This window comes from Actinacidiphila rubida (assembly GCF_900110255.1).
In the GTDB taxonomy this organism is placed as follows: Bacteria; Actinomycetota; Actinomycetes; order Streptomycetales; family Streptomycetaceae; genus Actinacidiphila; species Actinacidiphila rubida.
In genome coordinates this window covers 117,771-136,698 of the sequence record NZ_FODD01000010.1, presented here as the reverse complement: position 1 = coordinate 136,698, position 18,928 = coordinate 117,771, and the positions used below count along the sequence as shown (strand labels likewise).

At 73.5% G+C, this 18,928-nt stretch carries 12 protein-coding genes; 4 read left to right on the top strand and 8 right to left on the bottom strand.

Annotated features, from left to right (window positions below; genetic code table 11):
- Positions 1-124 precede the first annotated feature (124 nt).
- Positions 125-544 (top strand): VOC family protein, encoded by a 420-nt coding sequence (locus BMW99_RS12475; protein ID WP_069463360.1) that lies wholly within the window; start codon positions 125-127, stop codon positions 542-544.
- A 67-nt stretch (positions 545-611) separates the two neighbouring features.
- Here BMW99_RS12475 and BMW99_RS12470 read toward each other — a convergent pair whose 3' ends face one another.
- From BMW99_RS12470 to BMW99_RS12460, 3 genes are all read right to left on the bottom strand, one after another.
- Positions 612-1,694, bottom strand: coding sequence for a hypothetical protein (locus BMW99_RS12470; protein ID WP_069463359.1), 1,083 nt, complete (start codon positions 1,692-1,694; stop codon positions 612-614).
- Between the two features lie 154 nt (positions 1,695-1,848).
- Complete coding sequence (locus BMW99_RS12465; protein ID WP_079176025.1) at positions 1,849-2,913, bottom strand: acyl-CoA desaturase; 1,065 nt, start codon at positions 2,911-2,913, stop codon at positions 1,849-1,851.
- Positions 2,914-3,182: 269 nt separating this feature from the next.
- Positions 3,183-4,220, bottom strand: coding sequence for a LacI family DNA-binding transcriptional regulator (locus BMW99_RS12460; RefSeq protein ID WP_069467345.1), 1,038 nt, complete (start codon positions 4,218-4,220; stop codon positions 3,183-3,185).
- Positions 4,221-4,646: 426 nt separating this feature from the next.
- Here BMW99_RS12460 and BMW99_RS12455 point away from each other — a divergent pair, with 426 nt between their 5' ends.
- Positions 4,647-5,348: an alpha/beta fold hydrolase gene (locus tag BMW99_RS12455; protein WP_075016793.1), complete on the top strand. Its 702-nt coding sequence runs from the start codon at positions 4,647-4,649 to the stop codon at positions 5,346-5,348.
- 65 nt (positions 5,349-5,413) lie between these two features.
- Positions 5,414-6,406 (top strand): ROK family protein, encoded by a 993-nt coding sequence (locus BMW99_RS12450; protein WP_075016792.1) that lies wholly within the window; start codon positions 5,414-5,416, stop codon positions 6,404-6,406.
- A 96-nt stretch (positions 6,407-6,502) separates the two neighbouring features.
- On the opposite strand, the gene BMW99_RS12445 is transcribed toward BMW99_RS12450, so the two are convergent.
- The 5 genes from BMW99_RS12445 to BMW99_RS12425 all read right to left on the bottom strand — a co-directional run bounded on the left by BMW99_RS12445 (position 6,503) and on the right by BMW99_RS12425 (position 14,042).
- Positions 6,503-9,007: a glycoside hydrolase family 2 protein gene (locus tag BMW99_RS12445; RefSeq protein WP_075016791.1), complete on the bottom strand. Its 2,505-nt coding sequence runs from the start codon at positions 9,005-9,007 to the stop codon at positions 6,503-6,505.
- A 71-nt stretch (positions 9,008-9,078) separates the two neighbouring features.
- Complete coding sequence (locus tag BMW99_RS12440) at positions 9,079-9,966, bottom strand: carbohydrate ABC transporter permease (RefSeq protein ID WP_069464863.1); 888 nt, start codon at positions 9,964-9,966, stop codon at positions 9,079-9,081.
- Positions 9,963-10,937 carry a carbohydrate ABC transporter permease gene (locus BMW99_RS12435; protein WP_069464864.1) on the bottom strand — a complete coding sequence of 325 codons (975 nt, stop codon included), beginning with the start codon at positions 10,935-10,937 and terminating at the stop codon, positions 9,963-9,965. Before BMW99_RS12435 ends, BMW99_RS12440 begins: the two co-directional genes overlap by 4 nt.
- Before the next feature lie 77 nt (positions 10,938-11,014).
- Positions 11,015-12,337 (bottom strand): ABC transporter substrate-binding protein, encoded by a 1,323-nt coding sequence (locus BMW99_RS12430; RefSeq protein ID WP_069464865.1) that lies wholly within the window; start codon positions 12,335-12,337, stop codon positions 11,015-11,017.
- Positions 12,338-12,617: 280 nt separating this feature from the next.
- A complete protein-coding gene (locus BMW99_RS12425; RefSeq protein ID WP_075016790.1) occupies positions 12,618-14,042 on the bottom strand; it encodes a glycosyl hydrolase in 1,425 nt (474 codons plus the stop codon).
- 495 nt (positions 14,043-14,537) lie between these two features.
- Here BMW99_RS12425 and BMW99_RS12420 point away from each other — a divergent pair, with 495 nt between their 5' ends.
- Positions 14,538-18,842 carry an FtsK/SpoIIIE domain-containing protein gene (locus BMW99_RS12420; protein WP_069463301.1) on the top strand — a complete coding sequence of 1,435 codons (4,305 nt, stop codon included), beginning with the start codon at positions 14,538-14,540 and terminating at the stop codon, positions 18,840-18,842.
- The last annotated feature ends 86 nt before the right edge of the window (positions 18,843-18,928 follow it).

The following is an 18,928-nucleotide window of genomic DNA, read 5'->3' as shown; positions in this document are numbered from 1 at the left end:
CTTTATCAACCTCCGCGGTGTCGCCTTCCCGCGAACCTTCACCGTACGCACGGACGTCCCACCCGGCGCTTTCCCCCGGAACCCGCCCGTGCCCCACCCGGCGCCGCGGCACTAGGGTCCCCCCATGGACGACCGCCCGCCGCACGGCGCGCTGCACCACGTCGAGCTGTGGGTACCGGACCTGCCGCGCGCCGTCGGCTCGCTCGGCCGGCTGCTGGAGGCACTGGGGTACCGGCCCTTCCAGAGCTGGGAGGCCGGCCGCAGCTGGCGGCTGGGACCGACGTACCTCGTCGTCGAGCAGTCACCCGCCCTCACCGCCGACGCGCACGACCGGTGCCGGCCGGGGCTGAACCACCTCGCGTTCCACGTCGAGGACGCCGCCGCCGTCGAGAGGCTGGTCTCGGACGCCATGCGCCACGGCTGGCGGCTGATGTACCCCGACCGCCACCCGCACGCCGGCGGCCCGCAGCACTACGCCGCCTACCTGGAGAACGACGACGGCTTCGAGGTCGAACTCGTCGCGACCGACCCGCCGCCGGGCTGACCGGCGCGCGTCGTCACCGAGCGGGACGAGCAGCCGCGGGCCGGCGTCCGGCGGGGGCCGCGGGTTCTCAGGTGGCGGGCATCGGTGTGGCGTCGATGCCGGTGGTCTGCTGGTCGATGGCGTAGACGGCGGTGCCGCCGGACGGGGAGACGACGCCGAGCTGGGACTGCAGGTCGTGCTGCACGACCTGGCTCATGCGCGCGGAGCCGTGCTTCACGAACGGCTGGAGGCTCTTGCCCAGGGTGACCCAGGAGTTCACGTCCTTCGCGAGCACCGTCTCGTCGACGGCGCTGTCGCTGAGCACCAGGGCGCCACCGTCCGCGGTGCGCATCGCGTAGGTCGCGCCGACGTGCGGGCGGGCCACCGCGTAGGTGGCGTACGCGTGGGCGTCCAGGTGCTCGCCGCGGTCGGCCCAGACGCCGATCGCGTCGTCGCGTTCCCTGGTCTTGGCCAGGACCCTCTTGTCGCCGCCCGTCGCATACAGGTCGGCGACCAGTCCGGCCAGGTCCGCCGGTGCGGTGCGGCCGATCCTGGTGGTGGGGGCGGCGACCGACGCCAGCCCCTGCCGGTCCACGGCCAGGGCCGGGATGTCCTTCTGCTCGGCGCCGGAGAAGCCCGCGGCGGCCACCGCGCGCCAACCGCCGCCGGTGTGGCGGAAGACCATGAAGCGGGTGTACGTCGAGGACGGTGCGGCCGGCTTTCCGCCCTTGAGGTCGGCGAACCGCGCCTTCATCAGGAACCAGTCGGCCTTCGCGGAGGCCGGGGGTATGAAGAACGAGCGCTGGACATAGGCGAACGGGGCGAGGTTCGACGCCACCTGCTTGGGGTCGAGCTCGGGCAGCTGCGTGAAGTACCCCTTGTCGGCGGCGAGCATCGCGCCGTCCTCGGCCTTGGCCATCAGTGTCAGGCTGCGCTGCGCGTTGGCCTGGTTGTTGAGCTTCTGGTAGGCGTCGACGACCTGGTTGGCCTCGCCGACGCCGATCAGCGGCTTCTCGGCCGCGGTCTTCGCCGCTTCCGTCGTCTTGGGGTCGGAGGACGAGGACGCCGGGTCCGACGAGGACGAGCAGCCCGCGACGAGGGCGAGCGAGGCGGCGGCGAGCAGGGTGGCGGGACGAACGGTGGGCGCGGTGCGTCGGGAGCGGTGCGGCATGTGGTGCTGATCCCCGTAGTGTCGTCGGTCCGGCCGGCGCGGTCGCCGGCAACGGTGGTGCCGGGCCACGCTATCGGCTGGACCGGTCCGCTTCCGTCTCCCGTAGTCGCGCCAAGGTCCCTGCGGCGGGGGTCCGTTGGGGGCCGCGCGAACGTCAGGCCGCGGAGCTCCGGGGGCCGGCGGATTCGGGGACGGGGCGCGGGGTGAGGCGGTCGGCGCTGGGCCAGCGCACGTCGTGCACCCAGCCCAGCTTCTCGAACAGCCGGATGGCGCGGGCTGCCGGGTCGAGCTGGCCGGGCAGCACGCCGTGGCGCGCACCGGTGGGGTCGGCGTGGTGGGAGTTGTGCCAGCTCTCGCCGAACGACAGCAGGGCGAGGGGCCAGAAGTTGGTGGCCTTGTCGCGGCTGACGAACGGGCGGCGGCCCGCGACATGGCACACCGAGTTCACGGACCAGGTGACGTGGTGCAGCAGCGCCATGCGGATCACACCGGCCCAGAAGAACCCGGCGAGCGCGCCGCTCCAGGTGCCGGTCACGAGCCCGCCGACCAGCGCCGGCAGCAGCAGGGAGACGGCGGTCAGCAGCCCGAAGAGCCGGCCGACGAGGCGCAGGTCGGGATCGGCGGCGATGTCGGGCGCGAACCTCGCCCGGTTGCTGAGCTCGCGCCGGAACATCCATCCCATGTGCGCGTGGAGCATCCCCTTGAGGAGTGCGCGTGTGTCCGTGCCGTAGCGCCAGGGCGAGTGCGGGTCGCCCTCGCGGTCGGCGAAGGCGTGGTGGCGGCGGTGGTTGGCGACCCACTGGACCGGCGAGCCCTCGACCGCCAGCGAGCCCGCGACGGCGAGCGCGATCCGCAGGCCGCGGTGCGCCTTGAACGAGCGGTGCGTGAAGAGGCGGTGGTAGCCGATGGCCAGACCGAAGCCCGACACGAGGTACGCAACCACGGCCATGGCGACGTCGAGGCCGGACAGACCCCAGCCCCACGCGAACGCCATCGCGACGACGAGACCGATCGGGGGTGCGACGACGAAGGTCCACATCGCCAGGGCGGCCGCGGTCGACTGCGGTGCGTCGAGCAGGGGTCTGGCCCCGGCCGTGGTGTCGGGTCCCGCCGCGGCGGCCGGCTGATCCGGCTGATCCGGCCGATCCGGCCGGTCGGAGGGGTCCGGCTGATCCGTCCGTTCGGACAGATCGGGCTGGTCGGCGTCGTGGGGGTTCATCGGTTCCTCGCGGTTGCTCGAGCCGTTGCGGACGTCGTTGCCGGACCGATGTGGATCAGGACGCGGGTGCGCGCGCCGTCGAGCCCGCTCGGTGGCCCCGGACCCACGGTGGCACCGCGCGGCGTCGTGGCGGGCCGTGGCCGATGTCCGGGGTGTGAACGTCAGGCCAGGGTTCACCGCAGGGGCGTGGAGGACGGCCGCGGAACGCCCCGGACCGGGCCGCCCGGCGCGGCCCCGTCGGCGCGCCTGGGGAAGCGGGGCCGAGGTGCTCAGCGCGGCGGCGGTGCGGTGGAGCCCCGCGGCACGAGGCTGGGGACCTGGGCCGCGTGCGAGACCGCCTCGCGGTGGGCCATCACGTCGAAGAGCGTCTCAGTGACGTCGGCGCCGAACGAGAAGATGTCGTGCTGCATGGCCGAGAGGGTGGGCCGGGTCAGCTGGCACAGCTGGGAGTCGTCCCAGGCCAGCACCGACAGGTCCTGCGGCACGGACAGGCCGAACTCGGCGACCACGCCGAGCGCGGTGACCGCCATCAGGTCGTTGTCGAACACGATCGCCGTGGGGCGTTCCGGGGACAGCAGCAGGGAGCGGCAGGCGCGGGCGCCCTGGTCGGCGGAGAAGTCGGCGACCACCGTGCGGGCGGCCAGGCCGAGTTGCGCGGCGGTCTCACCGAACGCCTTGGTGCGGATCGCGCTGTGGCCGAGTTCCTCGGGACCGCTGACGCGGGCGATCGTGCGGTGCCCGAGCGCGGCCAGGTACTGCACGGCCTCCGCGGTCGCCGCGGCGTCGTCGGTCCAGACCGACGTGAACGGGCCGGCCAGCGACGGGTGTCCGACCGCGACGGCGGGCAGGCCGATCTCCGACAGCACGGGGATGCGCGGGTCGTCCACCCGCAGGTCGACGAGGATCGAGCCGTTGATCCGGTTGCCCTGCCACCACCCGCGCTGCACCTCGATCTCCTCGTCGGGCTCCACCAGGCGCAGCAGCAGCGAGCAGGAGTGCCGGGACAGCACGCTCTCGATGCCGGAGATGAACTCCATGTAGAAGGGTTCGAGGCCCAGCATCCGCGCCGGACGCGCTATGGCGAGCCCCACCGTGTGCACCGCGCGGCCCGACAGGGACTGCGCCGCCTGGTTCGGGCTCCAGCCCAGCTCCCGTGCGGCCTGGAGGATGCGTTCCTTGGTCTTGGAGGAGACGCCCGGCTTGTCGTGGACGGCGATGGTGACGGCCGACGGCGACACCCCGGCACGCTTCGCCACGTCCTTGATCGTGGCCTTGCGGCCTTCCCCCGACGCTGTCGTGCGAGCCACCAGGATGTCCACCTTCACGTCGTTGCCCGAGCGCCGGACCGGCCCTCGCGGTAGAGCGCGCGAGTTCACGCGTTCCCCGCCCTGCAGGAACCGGACGGCACGGGCCCACAATAGCCGCTGGTCGAAGGGAGCACCACGGCTCTATGTAGCGGCCCACCAGCGGCTGCGGACGGCGGAGCGCGCCTCTCACGCCTCACGTAGTCGAACGTTTTATCACCACCTCTCCGCAGCCCCTCCCCCAAGCGATCACCTGGTCCGAGCGGCGGGACCGCCGGTGACCGCGACCGGCCCGCACCGTGCGGACTCCGGTCAGTCCGCGGCACGCGGTAGACGGCACGCCCGCCTTGCCTCTATAAAACGTTCGAGAAGACGGATTGCCGGGCCGCGGCCGGCCGGCCCTCCACGACCCTGGGAGACGACGACGAGATGCAGCTGGCGACACACAGCTGGGGCGCCGCCGGCGGTCCGGTGGCGCTGCTGGTCCACGGCATGATGGCGGACCACCGCACCTGGTCCCGGGTCGGCGTGGAACTGGCCGGGCGCGGCTACCGCGTGCTGGCCCCCGACCTGCCCGGCCACGGCCGCAGTCCGCGCGCCGCGGACCCGGCCGGCGCGGGCGCCTACCGCCTGGACGCGATGGCGCGCGCCGTGGCGGGGACGTGCCCGGGCGGCGCGGACCTGGCGATCGGCCACTCGCTGGGCGCGCTCGTGCTGGAGCGGGCGGTCCGCGGCGGGCTGGCGGTCCGCCGGGCGGTCTACAGCGATCCCGCGTGGCGCACCGAGCCCCACGACCTGTCGGGCGCCCGCGCGTACAAGCACGCCACGCGGGAGGAGATCCGCGCGGCCAACCCGCGTTGGGAGGACGCGGCCGTGGACGACGAGGTCCGCTGCCTGGAGCTGTGGGATCCGGAGACGCTCGCGGTGCTCCGGCCGCCGCCCGGCCTCCCGGGGTCGGCGCCCGTGCCCTCCCTGGTGCTGCTCGCCGATCCCAGCGAGCGCGTCCCCCCGGACGGGCAGGAGCGGTTGCGGACACGGGGGTTCGCGCTCCGCACGGTGCCCGGCGCGGGGCACTCGATCCATCGTGACGACTTCGCCGGGTTCATGGCCGCGCTGTCCGGCTGGATCTGAACGGCGTGCCCCTGCCGTCGTGCCTTCCCTCGCCCCGACTTCCTGATCCGGACGGAGAAACAGCCATGGTCATCAGCGCTCCCGGGGCCTCGCACGCCTCCCGCCCGCCGGCCGGCGACCGGCTGCTGGCCGCCCTCGACATCGGCGGCACCAAGATCGCCGGGGCGGTGCTCGACGCGGACGGGACCGTCCTCGCGCGCGCCCGGCGGCGGACCCCTCCCGGCGGCGGCCCCGAGGACGTGTTCCTGGCCGTGCGCGCGGTGCTGGAGCAACTGGCCGCGCTGCCGCAGTGGGCGCGCGTGCGGTCGCTCGGGATCGCCAGCGCCGGGCCGGTCGACATCTCGCGCGGGCTGGTGAGTCCGGTCAACATCCCCGGGTGGCGCGGCTTTCCGCTGATCGACCGGGTGCGCGGACTGCCGCAGGCCGCCGGGCTCGCGCTGGTCCTGTGCGGCGACGCGGTGGCCATGACGGCGGCCGAGCACCGGCTGGGCGCAGCACGCGGCTGCCGCGACGCGCTGTGCATGGTGGTGTCCACCGGGGTGGGCGCCGGCCTGGTGCTGGACGGCGCCGTGCGCAACGGCCCGACCGGCAACGCCGGCCATCTCGGGCACGTCACCGTCGACCTGCTCGGCGATCCGTGCGTGTGCGGCGCCCGCGGCTGTCTCGAGCAACTGGCCAGCGGCACCGCCCTGACGAGGCGGGCGCTGCGGAACGGCTGGCAGCCGTCGGGCGCCCCGGACGGTGCCGCGCTCGCCGCCGACGCCCGCGCGGGGAACGCCACGGCCCTCGCGTCGTTCGACACGTCCGCGCGGGCCCTGGCCGCCGCCATCGCGGGGGTGGCGACGCTCGTGGAGATCGAGGTCGCCGTGATCGGCGGCGGGGTGGCCGAGGCGCACGACGTCCTCTTCCCTCCCCTGCGCCGCCACCTGGCGTCCTACGCGGTGCTGCCGTTCGCCGCGGGGGTGCGCGTCGAGGTGGCCGCGCTGCGCGCCGACGCCGGTCTGATCGGGGCCGCGCTGATCGCGGCGGACCTGCGGCCCGCCGGAGCCGCCGGATAGGGCGCGGCCCCCAGCCGCCCGACGGAGCGCGGACGCCGCGCGGCGCGTGACGATCCGGGATCGTCACGCGCCGCGGTTCTGCCGGGCCGGTGCCCGTCACCTCACCGGATCGGCGACCGGGTCGGCCGCGCCCGTGGCGTTGACGCAGCGCAGTGCCGTGGCGAGCGCGTCCGCTCCCCCGTCGCTCTCCCCGCCGTTCCAGCCGGTGACCGTGAACTCGGCGCTCTCGCCGGGCAGAAGGGTGACCAGTCCCCGGTCCGTGCGGGCGTCCGGATGCAGCCGGTCGGCCTGGAGCAGCAGGTCGCGGACCAGGGTGTGCGCGGTGACCGTCACGCGTGCGCCGTCCTCCCGGGGCGTCACCTGGGTGCTGATCTCGGCGACGGGGTACGCGAACGCGTGGTCGGGGACGGGGAAGTGGACCGCGCGCAGCCCGTCCGCGTCCGCGACGAGGAACTCGCGCCGCGGGTCGCCGACGGCCGTGACCGCGTCCGGCAGGTCGATCAGCTGCACCGAGCGCGCGGCGACCCGCAGGGCGACGCGGCCCTCGGCGACGGGACCGTTGTGGGCGTCGGCCCGGCGCACCCGCGCCTCGCCGCTCCAGGCCTCGGCGCTCTGGTTGACGGCGGCCAGTACCAGGCGTCCCCCGCGTTGCTGCAACGTGAGCAGGCGGTCGGCGTAGAGGCGTCCGAGCTCGTGGTAGAGCGGCTTCTCGCGGCCGTCGCCGTCGACGGCGGACCAGGAGGTCACCGGCCAGCAGTCGTTGAGCTGCCACAGGATCGTTCCGGCGCAGCGCGGCCAGTGGGATCGCCAGTGTTCGACGCCGGTGGCCACGGCCCGGGCCTGGGTGACCTGGGTGAGGTAGTGCCAGGTGTCGAAGTCGGCGGGCGCCGGGAAGTGGCGGGCCAGTCCGCGGGCGAGCTTGCTGTTGCCGTCCTCGGCCTTCTGGTGGTGCAGCATGCCGGGCGAGTCCGCGGCCGGCGGGTCGTCGCTCAGGGCGCGGCGCAGGGTGGCGCGGGCGGGCGGTGCCTGCCAGCCGAACTCGGCGACGAAGCGCGGGACGTCGTCGAGGTAGGCGGAGTAGTCGAGGCGGTTCCAGACGTCCCAGGAGTGGGCGGTGCCGTGGCCCGGGTCGTTGGGGTGCAGGTCGCGGGAGCCGGACCAGGGGCTGCCGGCCCAGTACGGCCGGGTGGGGTCGGCCTCGGCGACGATGCGGGGCAGCACGTCGAGGTAGTAGCCCTCGCCCCAGGACGCACCGGCCAGTTCGGCCTCCCAGCCCCAGTCGCGGAAGCCCCACAGGTTCTCGTTGTTGCCGTTCCACAGGACCAGCGACGGGTGGGGCATCAGCCGGACGACGTTCTCCCGGGCCTCCGCCTCGACCTCCGAGCGCAGCGGCTCCTCCTCCGGGTAGGCGGCGCACGCGAACGGGAAGTCCTGCCACACCATCAGGCCCAGTTCGTCGCAGGCGTCGTAGAAGTCCTCGCTCTCATAGATGCCGCCGCCCCACACCCGGACCAGGTCGACGCCGGCCGCGGCGGCCTGCTCCAGGCGCCGCCGGTAGCGCTCGGGCGTGACGCGCGAGGGGAAGACGTCGTCGGGGATCCAGTTGACGCCGCGGGCGAACAGCGGCGTGCCGTTCACCACGAGGGTGAAGGCGCTGCCGTGCTCGTCGGCGGCCGTGTCGAGCTCGACGGTGCGGAAGCCCACCGACCGTTCCCAGGTGTCGAGCGGCGCGCCCTCGTCGTCGGCGAGCGTGACCGTGCAGGCGTACCGGGCCTGTTCGCCCTGGCCGCGCGGCCACCACCGTGCGGCGCCTGGCACCCGTGCCCGCAGTGTCGCCCGGTCGGTGCCCGCGGGGACGACGGCGCGCGTCTCGACCCCGCCGACGGTCAGGGCGAGGTGGACGCCGCGGCCGGTGCCGCTCGCGGCGCGCTCCACGTCGACGTGCACGGAAACGATTCCGGCGCCGTCCTCGCCGACCGTCACCTCGGGACGGACCTCGGCGAGCCGGGCGGTCGACCAGCGCTCGAGCCGCGGCCGGCGCCACAGGCCCGCGGTGGGGAGCGTCGGGCCCCAGTCCCAGCCGAACGCGCAGGCCATCTTGCGGACGAACGGGAACGGCTCGGTGTAGGGGCCGGGCCGGTCGCCCAGCCGGGCCCGGACCGCCTCGGCCTCCACGTATGCCGAGGTGAACGCCACGGTGAGGGGACCGGGTTCGGCGCTCAGGGCCCGCGTGACGTCGAAACGGTACGAGCGGTGCATGTTGCGGGTGCGGCCGAGCACGGTGGCGCCGAGGCGGATCTCGGCGACGGTGTCGAGGCCGTCGAAGACCAGGTCGGTCCGCTCGTGGCCGTCGTCGCCCTCGGGGAGACTCGTGGTGTAGGTCCAGTCGGCCCGGCCGACCCACGCCACGGCGGTCTCGTTGCGGTCGAGGAAGGGGTCGGGGATCAGGCCCGCAGTCAGCAGATCGGTGTGCACGCAGCCGGGAACCGTCGCGGCCACGGGTGCGCCCGCGGCGAGGGCGGCGGGGGCCTGCGCGGGGTGGTGCCTGGAGGTGTCCAGGCGCAGGGTCCAGCCGCGGGTGAGCGGCGTGCTGACCTTCATGCGGTCTCCTTGGGCCCCGGAGGGCTCGGCAGTCGAGGGGAGGGATGCGGTGGCCGGCGGGCGGCGGCGCGTCACTTGGTGGCGCCGGAGGCGAAGCCGTTGTAGATGAAGCGCTGCAGGGCCAGGAAGACGACGAGGCTGGGCACGATGACCAGCGCGGCTCCGGCGGAGATGACCTCCCAGTGGGCGCCGTAGGGCCCCTTGAACCGGAACAGCGAGGTGGAGATGGTGCCGAGGTTGTCGTCGGGCATGTAGAGGAAGGGGATGTAGAAGTCGTTGTAGATGGCGACACCCTTGACGATCACCACGGTGGCGATGGCGGGCTTCAGCAGCGGGAGGATGATCCGCCGGTAGATGGTGAAGGAGTTGGCGCCGTCGAGCCGGGCCGCCTCGTCCAGCGAGATCGGGATGGACCGGATGAACTGCAGGAAGATGTAGATGGAGACGATGTCGGTGCCCGTGTAGAGCAGCACCGGCGCCCAGCGGGTGTCCATCACGCCGAGCCGGTTGACGATCTGGTACGTAGCGACCTGGGTGGTCACGCTGGGGACCAGCGACGCGATCAGGAACAGCGCCATCACGAGCTTCTTGAGGCGGAACTGGAAGCGGTCGATGGCGTACGCCGTCATCGAGCCGATCAGTACTGTGCCGGACACGGAGAACACCAGGATGAACGCCGTGTTGCCCAGGGCCCGCAGCATGTGCCCGTCGGTGAACGCCACGGCGTAGTTGTGCAGGTTGAACCAGTCGTGCGGCGCGGCCAGCGCGCCGCCGTCCGCCATCTCCCGGCTGGTGCGCAGGGACGTGAGCAGTATCGCGGCCAGCGGCACCACCACGACGGCGCTCGCCAGCACCAGCGACAGGTACTTCAGGACCACCGCGGCCCGGCCGCGCGCCGGCATCGAGCGGCCGCGGGACCGTGGTGCCCGGGTCGCGGCGGGACTGCCGAGCACGGTCATGACCGCTCCACCCTCTCGTCGGGAAACAGCACGCGCTGCAGCCAGGTCACCAGCAGCACGATGAGCAGCAGCACCACCGCCGCGGCCGACGCGAGGCCGGTCTTGTTGAAGTTGAAGGCGAGCTTGATCGTCTGGATGACGAAGGTCTCGCTGTTGTTGGAGCCGCCGGTCATGATGAACGGGATCTCGAACACCGACAGCGATCCGGAGACCGCGAGGATCACGCTGAGGGTGATGATCGGCCGGATGCTCGGGGCGATGACGTGGCGGAACTGCTGCCAGCGGCTCGCGCCGTCCAGTGCCGCCGCTTCGTGGAGCTCCGGAGGGATGGACTGGATCGCGCCGAGGAACAGCACCATGTTCAGGCCCGTGAACCGCCACACCGACACACCGGCGAGCGAGGTGTTGACCAGGTGGGGGTTGCCCAGCCACAGGTGCGGGCCGGCGCCGAACCAGTGCAGGACGGTGTCCAGCGTGCCGCCGGGCTGGAAGAAGTAGAGGAACACGAAGCCGACGGCGACCCCGTTGATCAGGTAGGGGAAGAACAGGATGCCCTTGAACAGGTTCCGCAGCCGGGTGTCGAAGCTGAGGACGGTGGCGAAGTACAGTGCCGCGCAGATCTGCACGGCCGACGCGGCGAGGTAGAACAGGCTGACCCAGAACACCTGGAACAACTGGGGCCGGGTGAACAGGTCGGTGTAGTTGGCGAGTCCGACCCAGTTGCTGGTGGGGCTGAGGCCGTCCCAGTCGGTGAAGCTGTACGACACCATGTCCGCCACGGGCAGCCAGGTGAACGTCACCAGCAGCGCCAGGGGCGCCAGCAGGTACAGCCACGGGGTGAACCACCGGGCGCCGGACGCGCGCCGCGGGCCTCGCCGGCGGCGCGGCGGCCGGGTCCGCGGGCGGGTCGCATCCGGCGGCGGCAGGGTGCGGGCGATCGTGCGGCTTCCCGCGGTCCGCGGTGCGCTCATGCGGTCCTTCTTCGTCGGAGGGGGGCTGCTCCGGCCCGGCCCGTGCCGGGTCGGAGCAGCGGGAGCGGAGGGGACGGTCAGCCGAGGGTGCCCTGGGCCTGGGACCACTTCGCGTCGAGGTCCTTGAAGACGCTGTCCTTGTCGCCGCCGGCCGCGCCGCGGGCGACGTCGACGATGTGCTGCGGGTAGTCCTGGTTGTTGATGCCGATCTCCGACGCCTTGTCGATCTCGTCGACGAGCGCGGTCTTGTCGTTGGTGAGGTGGATGAACCGCGCCCCGGAGTCCTGGAAGGGCTTGAGGTCGGCGGGCAGCGGGGAGCCCTTCACCGAGGAGATCGACAGGGCGGCCTGCGCGTCGCCTGACTTGTTGACGAACCAGTCGATCCACGCCCGTGCCGCGGCCTTGTTCTTGGAGTGGACGTTGACCGCGTACTGGTAGTCGGGGCGCACCACCGAGCAGAAGTGGCCGTCCTTCTGCACCGGGAAGGGCATGAAGCCGATGTCGTCCGGATTCCTCCCCGCCTTCTTCGCGGCGTCCTGCATCTGCACCACGGCCCAGGAGCCCAGCCACATGGTGGCGACCTTGCCGGTGCCGATCAGCGCCTTGGAGTTCTCCCAGTTGGTCGTGTCGGGGTCGCTCTCGGAGAGCTTGCCGTGCACGATGTCGAACAGCAGGGAGTCGACGACGTTGAGGTCCTGGCCCGGCGCCCAGGGCTCCTTGGTGTCGGCGAGCTTGTCGTTGGCGGCCGGGTCGCAGCTGGGCGAGCCCAGCGCGTTGCCCCAGTTCGTCATGGGCCAGCCGTCGTGGTAGTTCGTGTAGTAGGGCGTGGCGCCCGTCCTGGCCCTGATCGCCTTGAGGTCGTCGAGGAACTGCTGCGGTGTCGCGGGCCAGGTGGTGACGCCGGCCTGCTTCCAGACGGCCTTGTTGTAGACGAAGCCGTTCGCGGTGCCGATGTTGGCGATGCCGTAGACCTTGCCGCCGACCGTCGCGTGGTCGGTGAAGTCGTAGGTCTTCGACAGGTCCGCGGCGGTGCCCAGGGGGGCGAAGAACGTCGGGTACTCCTTGAGGGGAACGGAGTTGGGGATGGACAGCACGTCGCCGTAGTTCTTGCTGTTCATCCGGATCTTGACGTCGCCCTCGTAGTCGGTGAGGCCCTGGAACTTCACCGTCACGTGCGGGTAGACCTTGGCGAACTCCGCCGCGTACCGCTTGGTTGTGCCGTCCTGCACCTGGTCGGTCCGGTTGGTGAGCACCGTGATGGTGCCGGTCACCTTCGACGGGTCGGTGGGCACCGGCACCGTGCCGGAGGACGAACCGCCGCTGCCCGAGCCGCTGCCGGCGCAGGCGGCGAGGGTCAGTACGAGCACCGCACCGGTGGCCGCAAGTGCTGTTCTTCGCATGCCGATCCCACTCCCTTGTCACTGAACGGAAAGCGCCGCACTGCATGCCGCGCAGCGACGGACGTCTCGTCGTCGGGCGAAGCGGCTTGATGGCTGCTTAACGTAGACGCAACGGAGGGCCCTGTCCATAGAACGTTCTAGTTTCGCATCGGCGAACGTATCGTCCCTGTTCAAAGGGCTCGTGATCCGAGCCGATCACCCCGGCGACGGCGCACGCCGCCCCCAGCCGTACTAAACGCGGGGCTGGGGGCGGCGCTTCGTCGAGTCGGGAGGTGGGGGGTCAGGTGGGGAGGTGCCAGGTCTGCCAGGGGTTGGTGTTGCGGTCCCAGATCTGGAGTCGGGTGGCGTTGGTGGTGGCGCCGCCGGGGTCGTCGAGGTAGCGGCCGGACTGGGGGTTCTTCAGGTGGCCGTCGGACTCGGCGGTCCACTGCTGGGCGCCGGAGCCGTTGCAGTCCCACAGTTGGAGCGGGGTGCCGTTGGCGGTGCCCTGCCCGGTGACGTCCAGGCACTTGCCCAGGGCCCGGATCGTGCCGTCCGCGCCCACGGTCCAGGACTGCGCGCCGGTCCCGTTGCAGTCGTACAGCTGCACCGCCGTCCCGTTGGCACTGCTGGCCCCCGCCACGTCCACACACTTCCCGCCGTACCCCGAGATCGCCCCCGCCGGCGTCGTCGTGCCGCCGCCCGTGGGGACGGTGAACTGGCCCTGGCTGAGCACGCGTGGGGAGGTGAACGTGGCCTGGAGGCCGGCGGAGGAGTTGGCCGAGGTGATGTAGTCGGCCCAGATCATGAACCAGGTCCACTGCGGCTGGGCGGCCAGCTGCGACGGGGTGGGCACCGTGCCGACCTCGGCGAGCGAGACGGGCTTGCCGTGCGCGACGTTGAGCAGGGCCTGGTACCAGTCACTGGTCGGGAAGCCGTGGTCCCACGGGTCGAGGCTGGCGACGTCGACGTAGCCGTCACCGGGGTAGAAGGCGGACGCGCCCGCCGAACCGCCGTTGGCGTCGGTGTCCTTGACGTTCCACACCCAGATGATGTTGGTCAGGCCCTTGGACTCCAGGTAGTCGTGGGTGATCTGGAACAGCCGCGCGCTGCCGTTCGGTCCGGGCCGGCCGCCCCACCAGGCCCAGCCCTCGTTCATCTCGTGCAGCGGCCGGAACAGCACGGGGACGCCGGCGTCCTTGAGCTGCTGGAAGTACGGGACGGCGGTGTCCAGCTTGGCCTTGTAGTCGGCGTTGAGCGTGGTGCCGTCGGTGATCAGCTGCTGCCACTCGGCGTCCGACAGCGTGCTGCCGTTGACGCCGCCGTCGAACTCGCAACTGGCCACGTCCGGGCGGCACATGTGCCAGGTGAGGTTGACCAGCGAGCCGTTGGCCCATTCGGTCTTCGCCTGGTCGACCATGGTCTGCCGGTTGGCGATGTCGTCGGCGCGGAAGCCGAGTTCACCGCCCCACAGGCCCGGCCACCTGCCGGTGATCGCGTGGGCCTGCGCCGTGTACTGCGACGGGTTGCTCAGCGGCTCCTTGTTGTGGACTCCGCTGATCGTGTGGTTGCCGCTGATCGTGTGCAGGTAGCCGAGCACGGCGGCAGGTGTCGAGGCGCCGGTCGCCGACGCCGGGGGCGCGGACGCGGCCAGCCACGCGACGCCGGCCAGCGGGATCGCGGCCAGCAGCGCACCGGCCCTGCGCGTGAGGATCTTCGGTCTCAATGGGGGAACCCTCTCCTGAGCGAACGTGGGGGTGGAGCGGGGCGCAACGACGTCGAACGTTGCAGACGGGTGGCCGAACAGGCGCGGCCGACCGGGAGTTCACGACATCGCTGTCACGCGGTGGAACTGACGCCAGAAGCTAGGACTCCGCCCAGGCCGTGTCAATGGACTGGACCTGCCTGGATCTAAAACGTGCCAGTGACGGACCGGATGTGCGTGCAGGACCACGGTCAGATCGGCACGTCAGAGCACCGCGGGGTTCGGCGCGGGCTCCCCGCCCTCCGACGGTACTTGAGCGTTATATGGACACCGCCTCGGCACGGGTCTACTCTGACGCCGCTCCCGTCAGATGGCCGTCCGGCGATCTGCGCGGACGCCCCCCGCCCGCGGTTGCGCCCTGGGTCAATCGGTGTGCACGCGAGGTCGATGACCGGCCCCGGCGGGCGGGGAAGACTTGCCGCCCCGTCATCTGGACCGGTAGGGAGGCGGCGCGCGGTGCGGATCGTGTGTGTCGACGGTGGACGCGAGTGGGACGTGGAGGTGCGGTTCGGCCGGCCGGACGCCACCCTCGCCGACCTCGCCGCGGCGGTGGGGATGCCGGACCGGGTGCTGGCCGTCGACGGGCGGGTCATGCCGTCGGAGACGGTGGTGCGCGAGTCCGGCCTCGTGCACGGTTCGCGGGTCGCGGGCGCCGACGGGTACGCCGGCGGCGGACGTGCCGCGCACGGAGCCGCCCCGGGGCGGTTCGCCCCCGGCCCGGCCGTGACGGGCCGGCCCGGGCCCGGCGGGCTGCGGAAGCCGACGGCCGTCCTGCGCCTGGTGGGTGGGCTGGAGGCGGGCGGCGGGCTCCCGTTGGCGGCCGGCCGCACGGTGGTGGGACGCGGGGTGGAGGCCGACGTCCGCGTCGTCGCCTCGGGCGTGTCACGCCTGCACGCCGCCTTCGACGTGCTGCCCGACGGCCGGGTCACCGTCACCGACCTCGGCTCGGCGAACGGCACGGACGTGGGCGGCACCAGGATCAGCGGGTCCGTACCTGTGCACGCCGACGACCTGGTGTCGCTCGGCGGCGAGGTGCTGCTGCGGGTGCTGCCGGCGGACCGCCTCGGACCGGTGCAGCGGATCAACGCCGTGCGCGAGGCGGGGCCCGGTGGGACGCTGCCGTTCAACCGGCCACCGCGCGGCGGGCGTTCGGCTGCCGCCACGCCGATCACGGTGCCCGCGGCCGCGGCCCGCGCGCACCGGGCCCCCTTCAGCGTCGCCGCGCTGCTCGGGCCGCTGGCCATGGCGGCGGCGACCGTCGCACTCACCGGCGACCCGCGCTACGCCGCCATCGCCGCCCTCACCCCGGTGCTGTTCGTGGCCAACTTCGTCGAGGACCGCCTGCGCGGCAGGTCCTCGGCACGGCGCGGCGGACGCGCGTTCGCCGCCCGCGTGGCCGAGTTCGAGGCGGCAGTGGAACGGCTCCACGCCGCCGAGGTCCGCGACCGGCGGGCCGCACACCCGGATCCGGCCGAGGTGCTCCACCGCGCGACCGCTCCCGGCACTGCGTTGTGGGAACGCAGGCCCGCCGCCGAGGACTTCCTCCAGCTCGTCGCCGGCACCGCCGACCTGCCGTGGAACCCGCCGCTGGAACGGGAGTCCGGCGAGCCGGCCCCGGAACCGGCCGCCGTGCTCGCGCGCCGGGCCGCTCTGCCGCAGGTGCCGGTCGTGGTGGGCGTCTCGGCCGGTGAGGCGGTCGGCTTCGAGGGTGGCAGGCGGGCCTGCCTGGCCGTCGCGCGGTCCCTGCTGTGCCAGGCCGTGGTGGGGAGCGGACCCGCGGACCTCACGGTCGCCGTGTTCACCGACGCCGACCGGCTGGGCGACTGGGACTGGACGAAATGGCTGCCGCACGGTGCGGACCCGCGATCCGGCGCGACCCGCCTGGTGGCCGTGGGTCCGGAGCAGGCCGACGCGCTGGCCCAGCACCTGCTGGCCGCCGGGCCGCCCCGGGAGGCGGCCGGCGGGCCGGTGCTGCTGGTCGTCGTGGACGGCGCCGCGCTGCTGGAGGGGCGGCCCAACCGGCTGCGCGACCTGATCGCGGGCGCCTCCGTGCGCTGTGGGGCCCTCGTGCTCACCGCCCGCCTGCCCGCGTTGTGCACCTCCGTGGTCACCGCCTTGCCGGAGGGCCTGGGGCGGGTGCGGGACGTGGCGACGGGCGTCACCGTCGACCGGGTGCTGCTCGACGGCCTTCCGGCGGCCGAGGCGCGGGAGGCGGCCCGGGCGCTGGCCCGCTTCGAGGATCCCGAGCTGCGGATCGAGGGTGCCGGCCTGCCCGACCGGATCGCGCTGCTTCCCCTGCTGGACCTGGAGCGGGTGGACGGCGCGGCGGTGGCCGGCCACTGGAAGCGGCGGGCCCCGGAGTTGCGGGTAAGGGCGGTGCTGGGCGTCACCGAACGGGACCTGTTCACCGTCGATCTCGACGACGACGGCCCGCACGCGCTGATCGCGGGGACCACCGGGTCGGGCAAGAGCGAGCTGCTGCGCACGCTGATCGCGAGCATGGCGGTGGACGCGGACCCGGAGCACCTCACCTTCGCACTGGTCGACTACAAGGGCGGCGGCGCCCTGGACGAGTGCGCCGCGCTGCCGCACACCGTCGGCCTCGTCACCGACCTCGACGAGCAGCTGAGCGAACGCGCGCTGCGCTGTCTGGAGGCCGAACTGCACCACCGTGAAAGGCTGTTGCGCGAGACGGGCCTCAGTCACGTACGCGACTACCAGCGGCTGCGCGACACCGGGCGCGGCGGCCTGGAGCCGATGCCCCGGCTGGCCGTCGTCATCGACGAGTTCGCCACCCTGGTCAAGGCGCTGCCGGACTTCGTGGACGCGCTCGTCGGCATCGCGCAGCGCGGGCGCAGCCTGGGCGTGCACCTGATCATGGCGACGCAGCGGCCCGCCGGGTCCGTCAGCGACGCCATCAAGAACAACGTCAAGCTGCGCATCGCGCTGCGGCTGGAGTCCGGCGGCGACTCGCAGGACGTGATCGACGACCCGGCCGCCGCGGCGATCGGCAGCCGGCAGTGGGGCCGCGCCTTCTACCGGCTGAGCGCCCGCGAGGTCGTGCCGGTGCAGACCGCGCTGTCCACCGGCGTCACCCCGCAGACGGCGGTCGCCGCCGCCGTGACGGCGCTGCCGTTCGTGCTGGGCCTGACCGCCGACGGGCCGGGCGCGGCCGACCCGGACGTGGCGGACGCGGACACCGACCTGCGGAGGCTGGTCGCGGCGACCGGCGCCGCGGCGGACGCGGCGGGTTTCGCCGAGCCGCGCAGGCCCTGGCCCGACCCGCTGCCCGCCGTGGTGCGGACCGCCGATCTGCCAGCGGTCGCGGAGCGCGGCCTGCAGACGGCTGCCACGGGGCTTCCGGCGTACGCGCTGGCCGACGACCCGGACCGCCAGCGGCAGTACGCGGTCGGCTGGGATCCCGCTGCGGGCAACGTCCTCGTGTACGGCAGCGGCGGCTCCGGCACCTCGACCGCGCTGGCCGCCCTCGCGCTGTCCGTCGCCGGCGCCCTGCCGCCGGACCGGTGCCACGTGTTCGCCCTCGACCTGGGCACCGGGGCGCTGGCTCCGCTGGCCGGGCTGCCGCACACCGGCGCGCACATCGGGCCGGCCGAGCGCGAGCGGCAGGTCCGCCTGATCCGCCTGCTGCGCCGGGAGCTGGACGCGCGCAAGGCCCGCGGCGGCGCGGCGCCGGGAGGCGAGGGACCGGCCCCCGACTGGCTGGTGCTGGTGGACAACCTTGGCGCGCTGCTGGCGGACTTCGACAAGGACCTCGCCGGGATGAACCTCATCGACGAACTCGCCCGCGTCTACGCGGACGGGCCGGCCGTCGGCATCCGCTTCGCCGTCACCGCGGACCGGTCCGGCGCCGTGCCGTCCGCCTGGGCGGCGCTGACGCAGCAGAAGCTGCTGATGCGGATGGCGGACCCGGGCGAGTACGGCTACTTCGACGTCCCGCGCGGCGCGGTTCCGGGCTTCGTGCCCGGGCGGGCGCTGGTCGCGGCCACCCGCCAGGTGATCCAGATCGCGCTGCCCGGCGACGACCTGGCCGTGGCCGTCGCCGCCCGCGCAGCCGCCTGGCCGGGCGCCGCCACCAGCGCGCCGGGGATCGGCCTGCTGCCCGCGGAGATCGCCTTCGAGGCCCTCGGCGCGCGGGCGTCGGTGACCGGGGACCCCTGGCGCATCCCGGTCGGCCTGGACGCGGACGGCCTCGGGCCGACCGCACTGCGGCTGTACGAGCACGACCACGCCCTGGTCGCGGGACCGCAGCGGTCCGGGCGCTCCACGACCCTGTGCGCGATCGCCCGCCAGGCGGCCACCGCGGCACGGCCGCCGGCCGTCGTCGCGTTCGCCCCCCGCCGCTCGCCCCTTCGTGAACTGCCCGGACTGACGGCGCTCGTCACCGAGTACGGCGACCTGGAGGCGGCTCTCGCACCGCTCGGGGGCCCCACCCTTCTCCTCATCGACGACGCCGACGCGGTGGACGACGAACTGGGCGTCCTGGAGCGGTGGTTGTCCGTGCCCGGCCCCGGCCGCCACCTCGTCGCCGCCGGCCGCGCGGACGCCCTGCGCCGCACCTACGGCCACTGGACGCAGCACACCCGCGACAGCCGCTGCGGGATCCTCCTGACCCCCGACCACGACCTCGACGGCGACCTCCTCGGCACGACGCTCCCCCGCCACGACCGCCTCGCCGCCCTGCCGGGCCGCGGCTACCTCGTGACCGACGGCGTCGCCGCCGGTGTCCAGGTGGCGCGGTGACGTCCGCTGCGCGCAGCGTCAACGGGTCTGCACTGGACGTCAACGACAGCTCGGGCACGGCGGCCGAGACTGTCCGTGACGGCAAT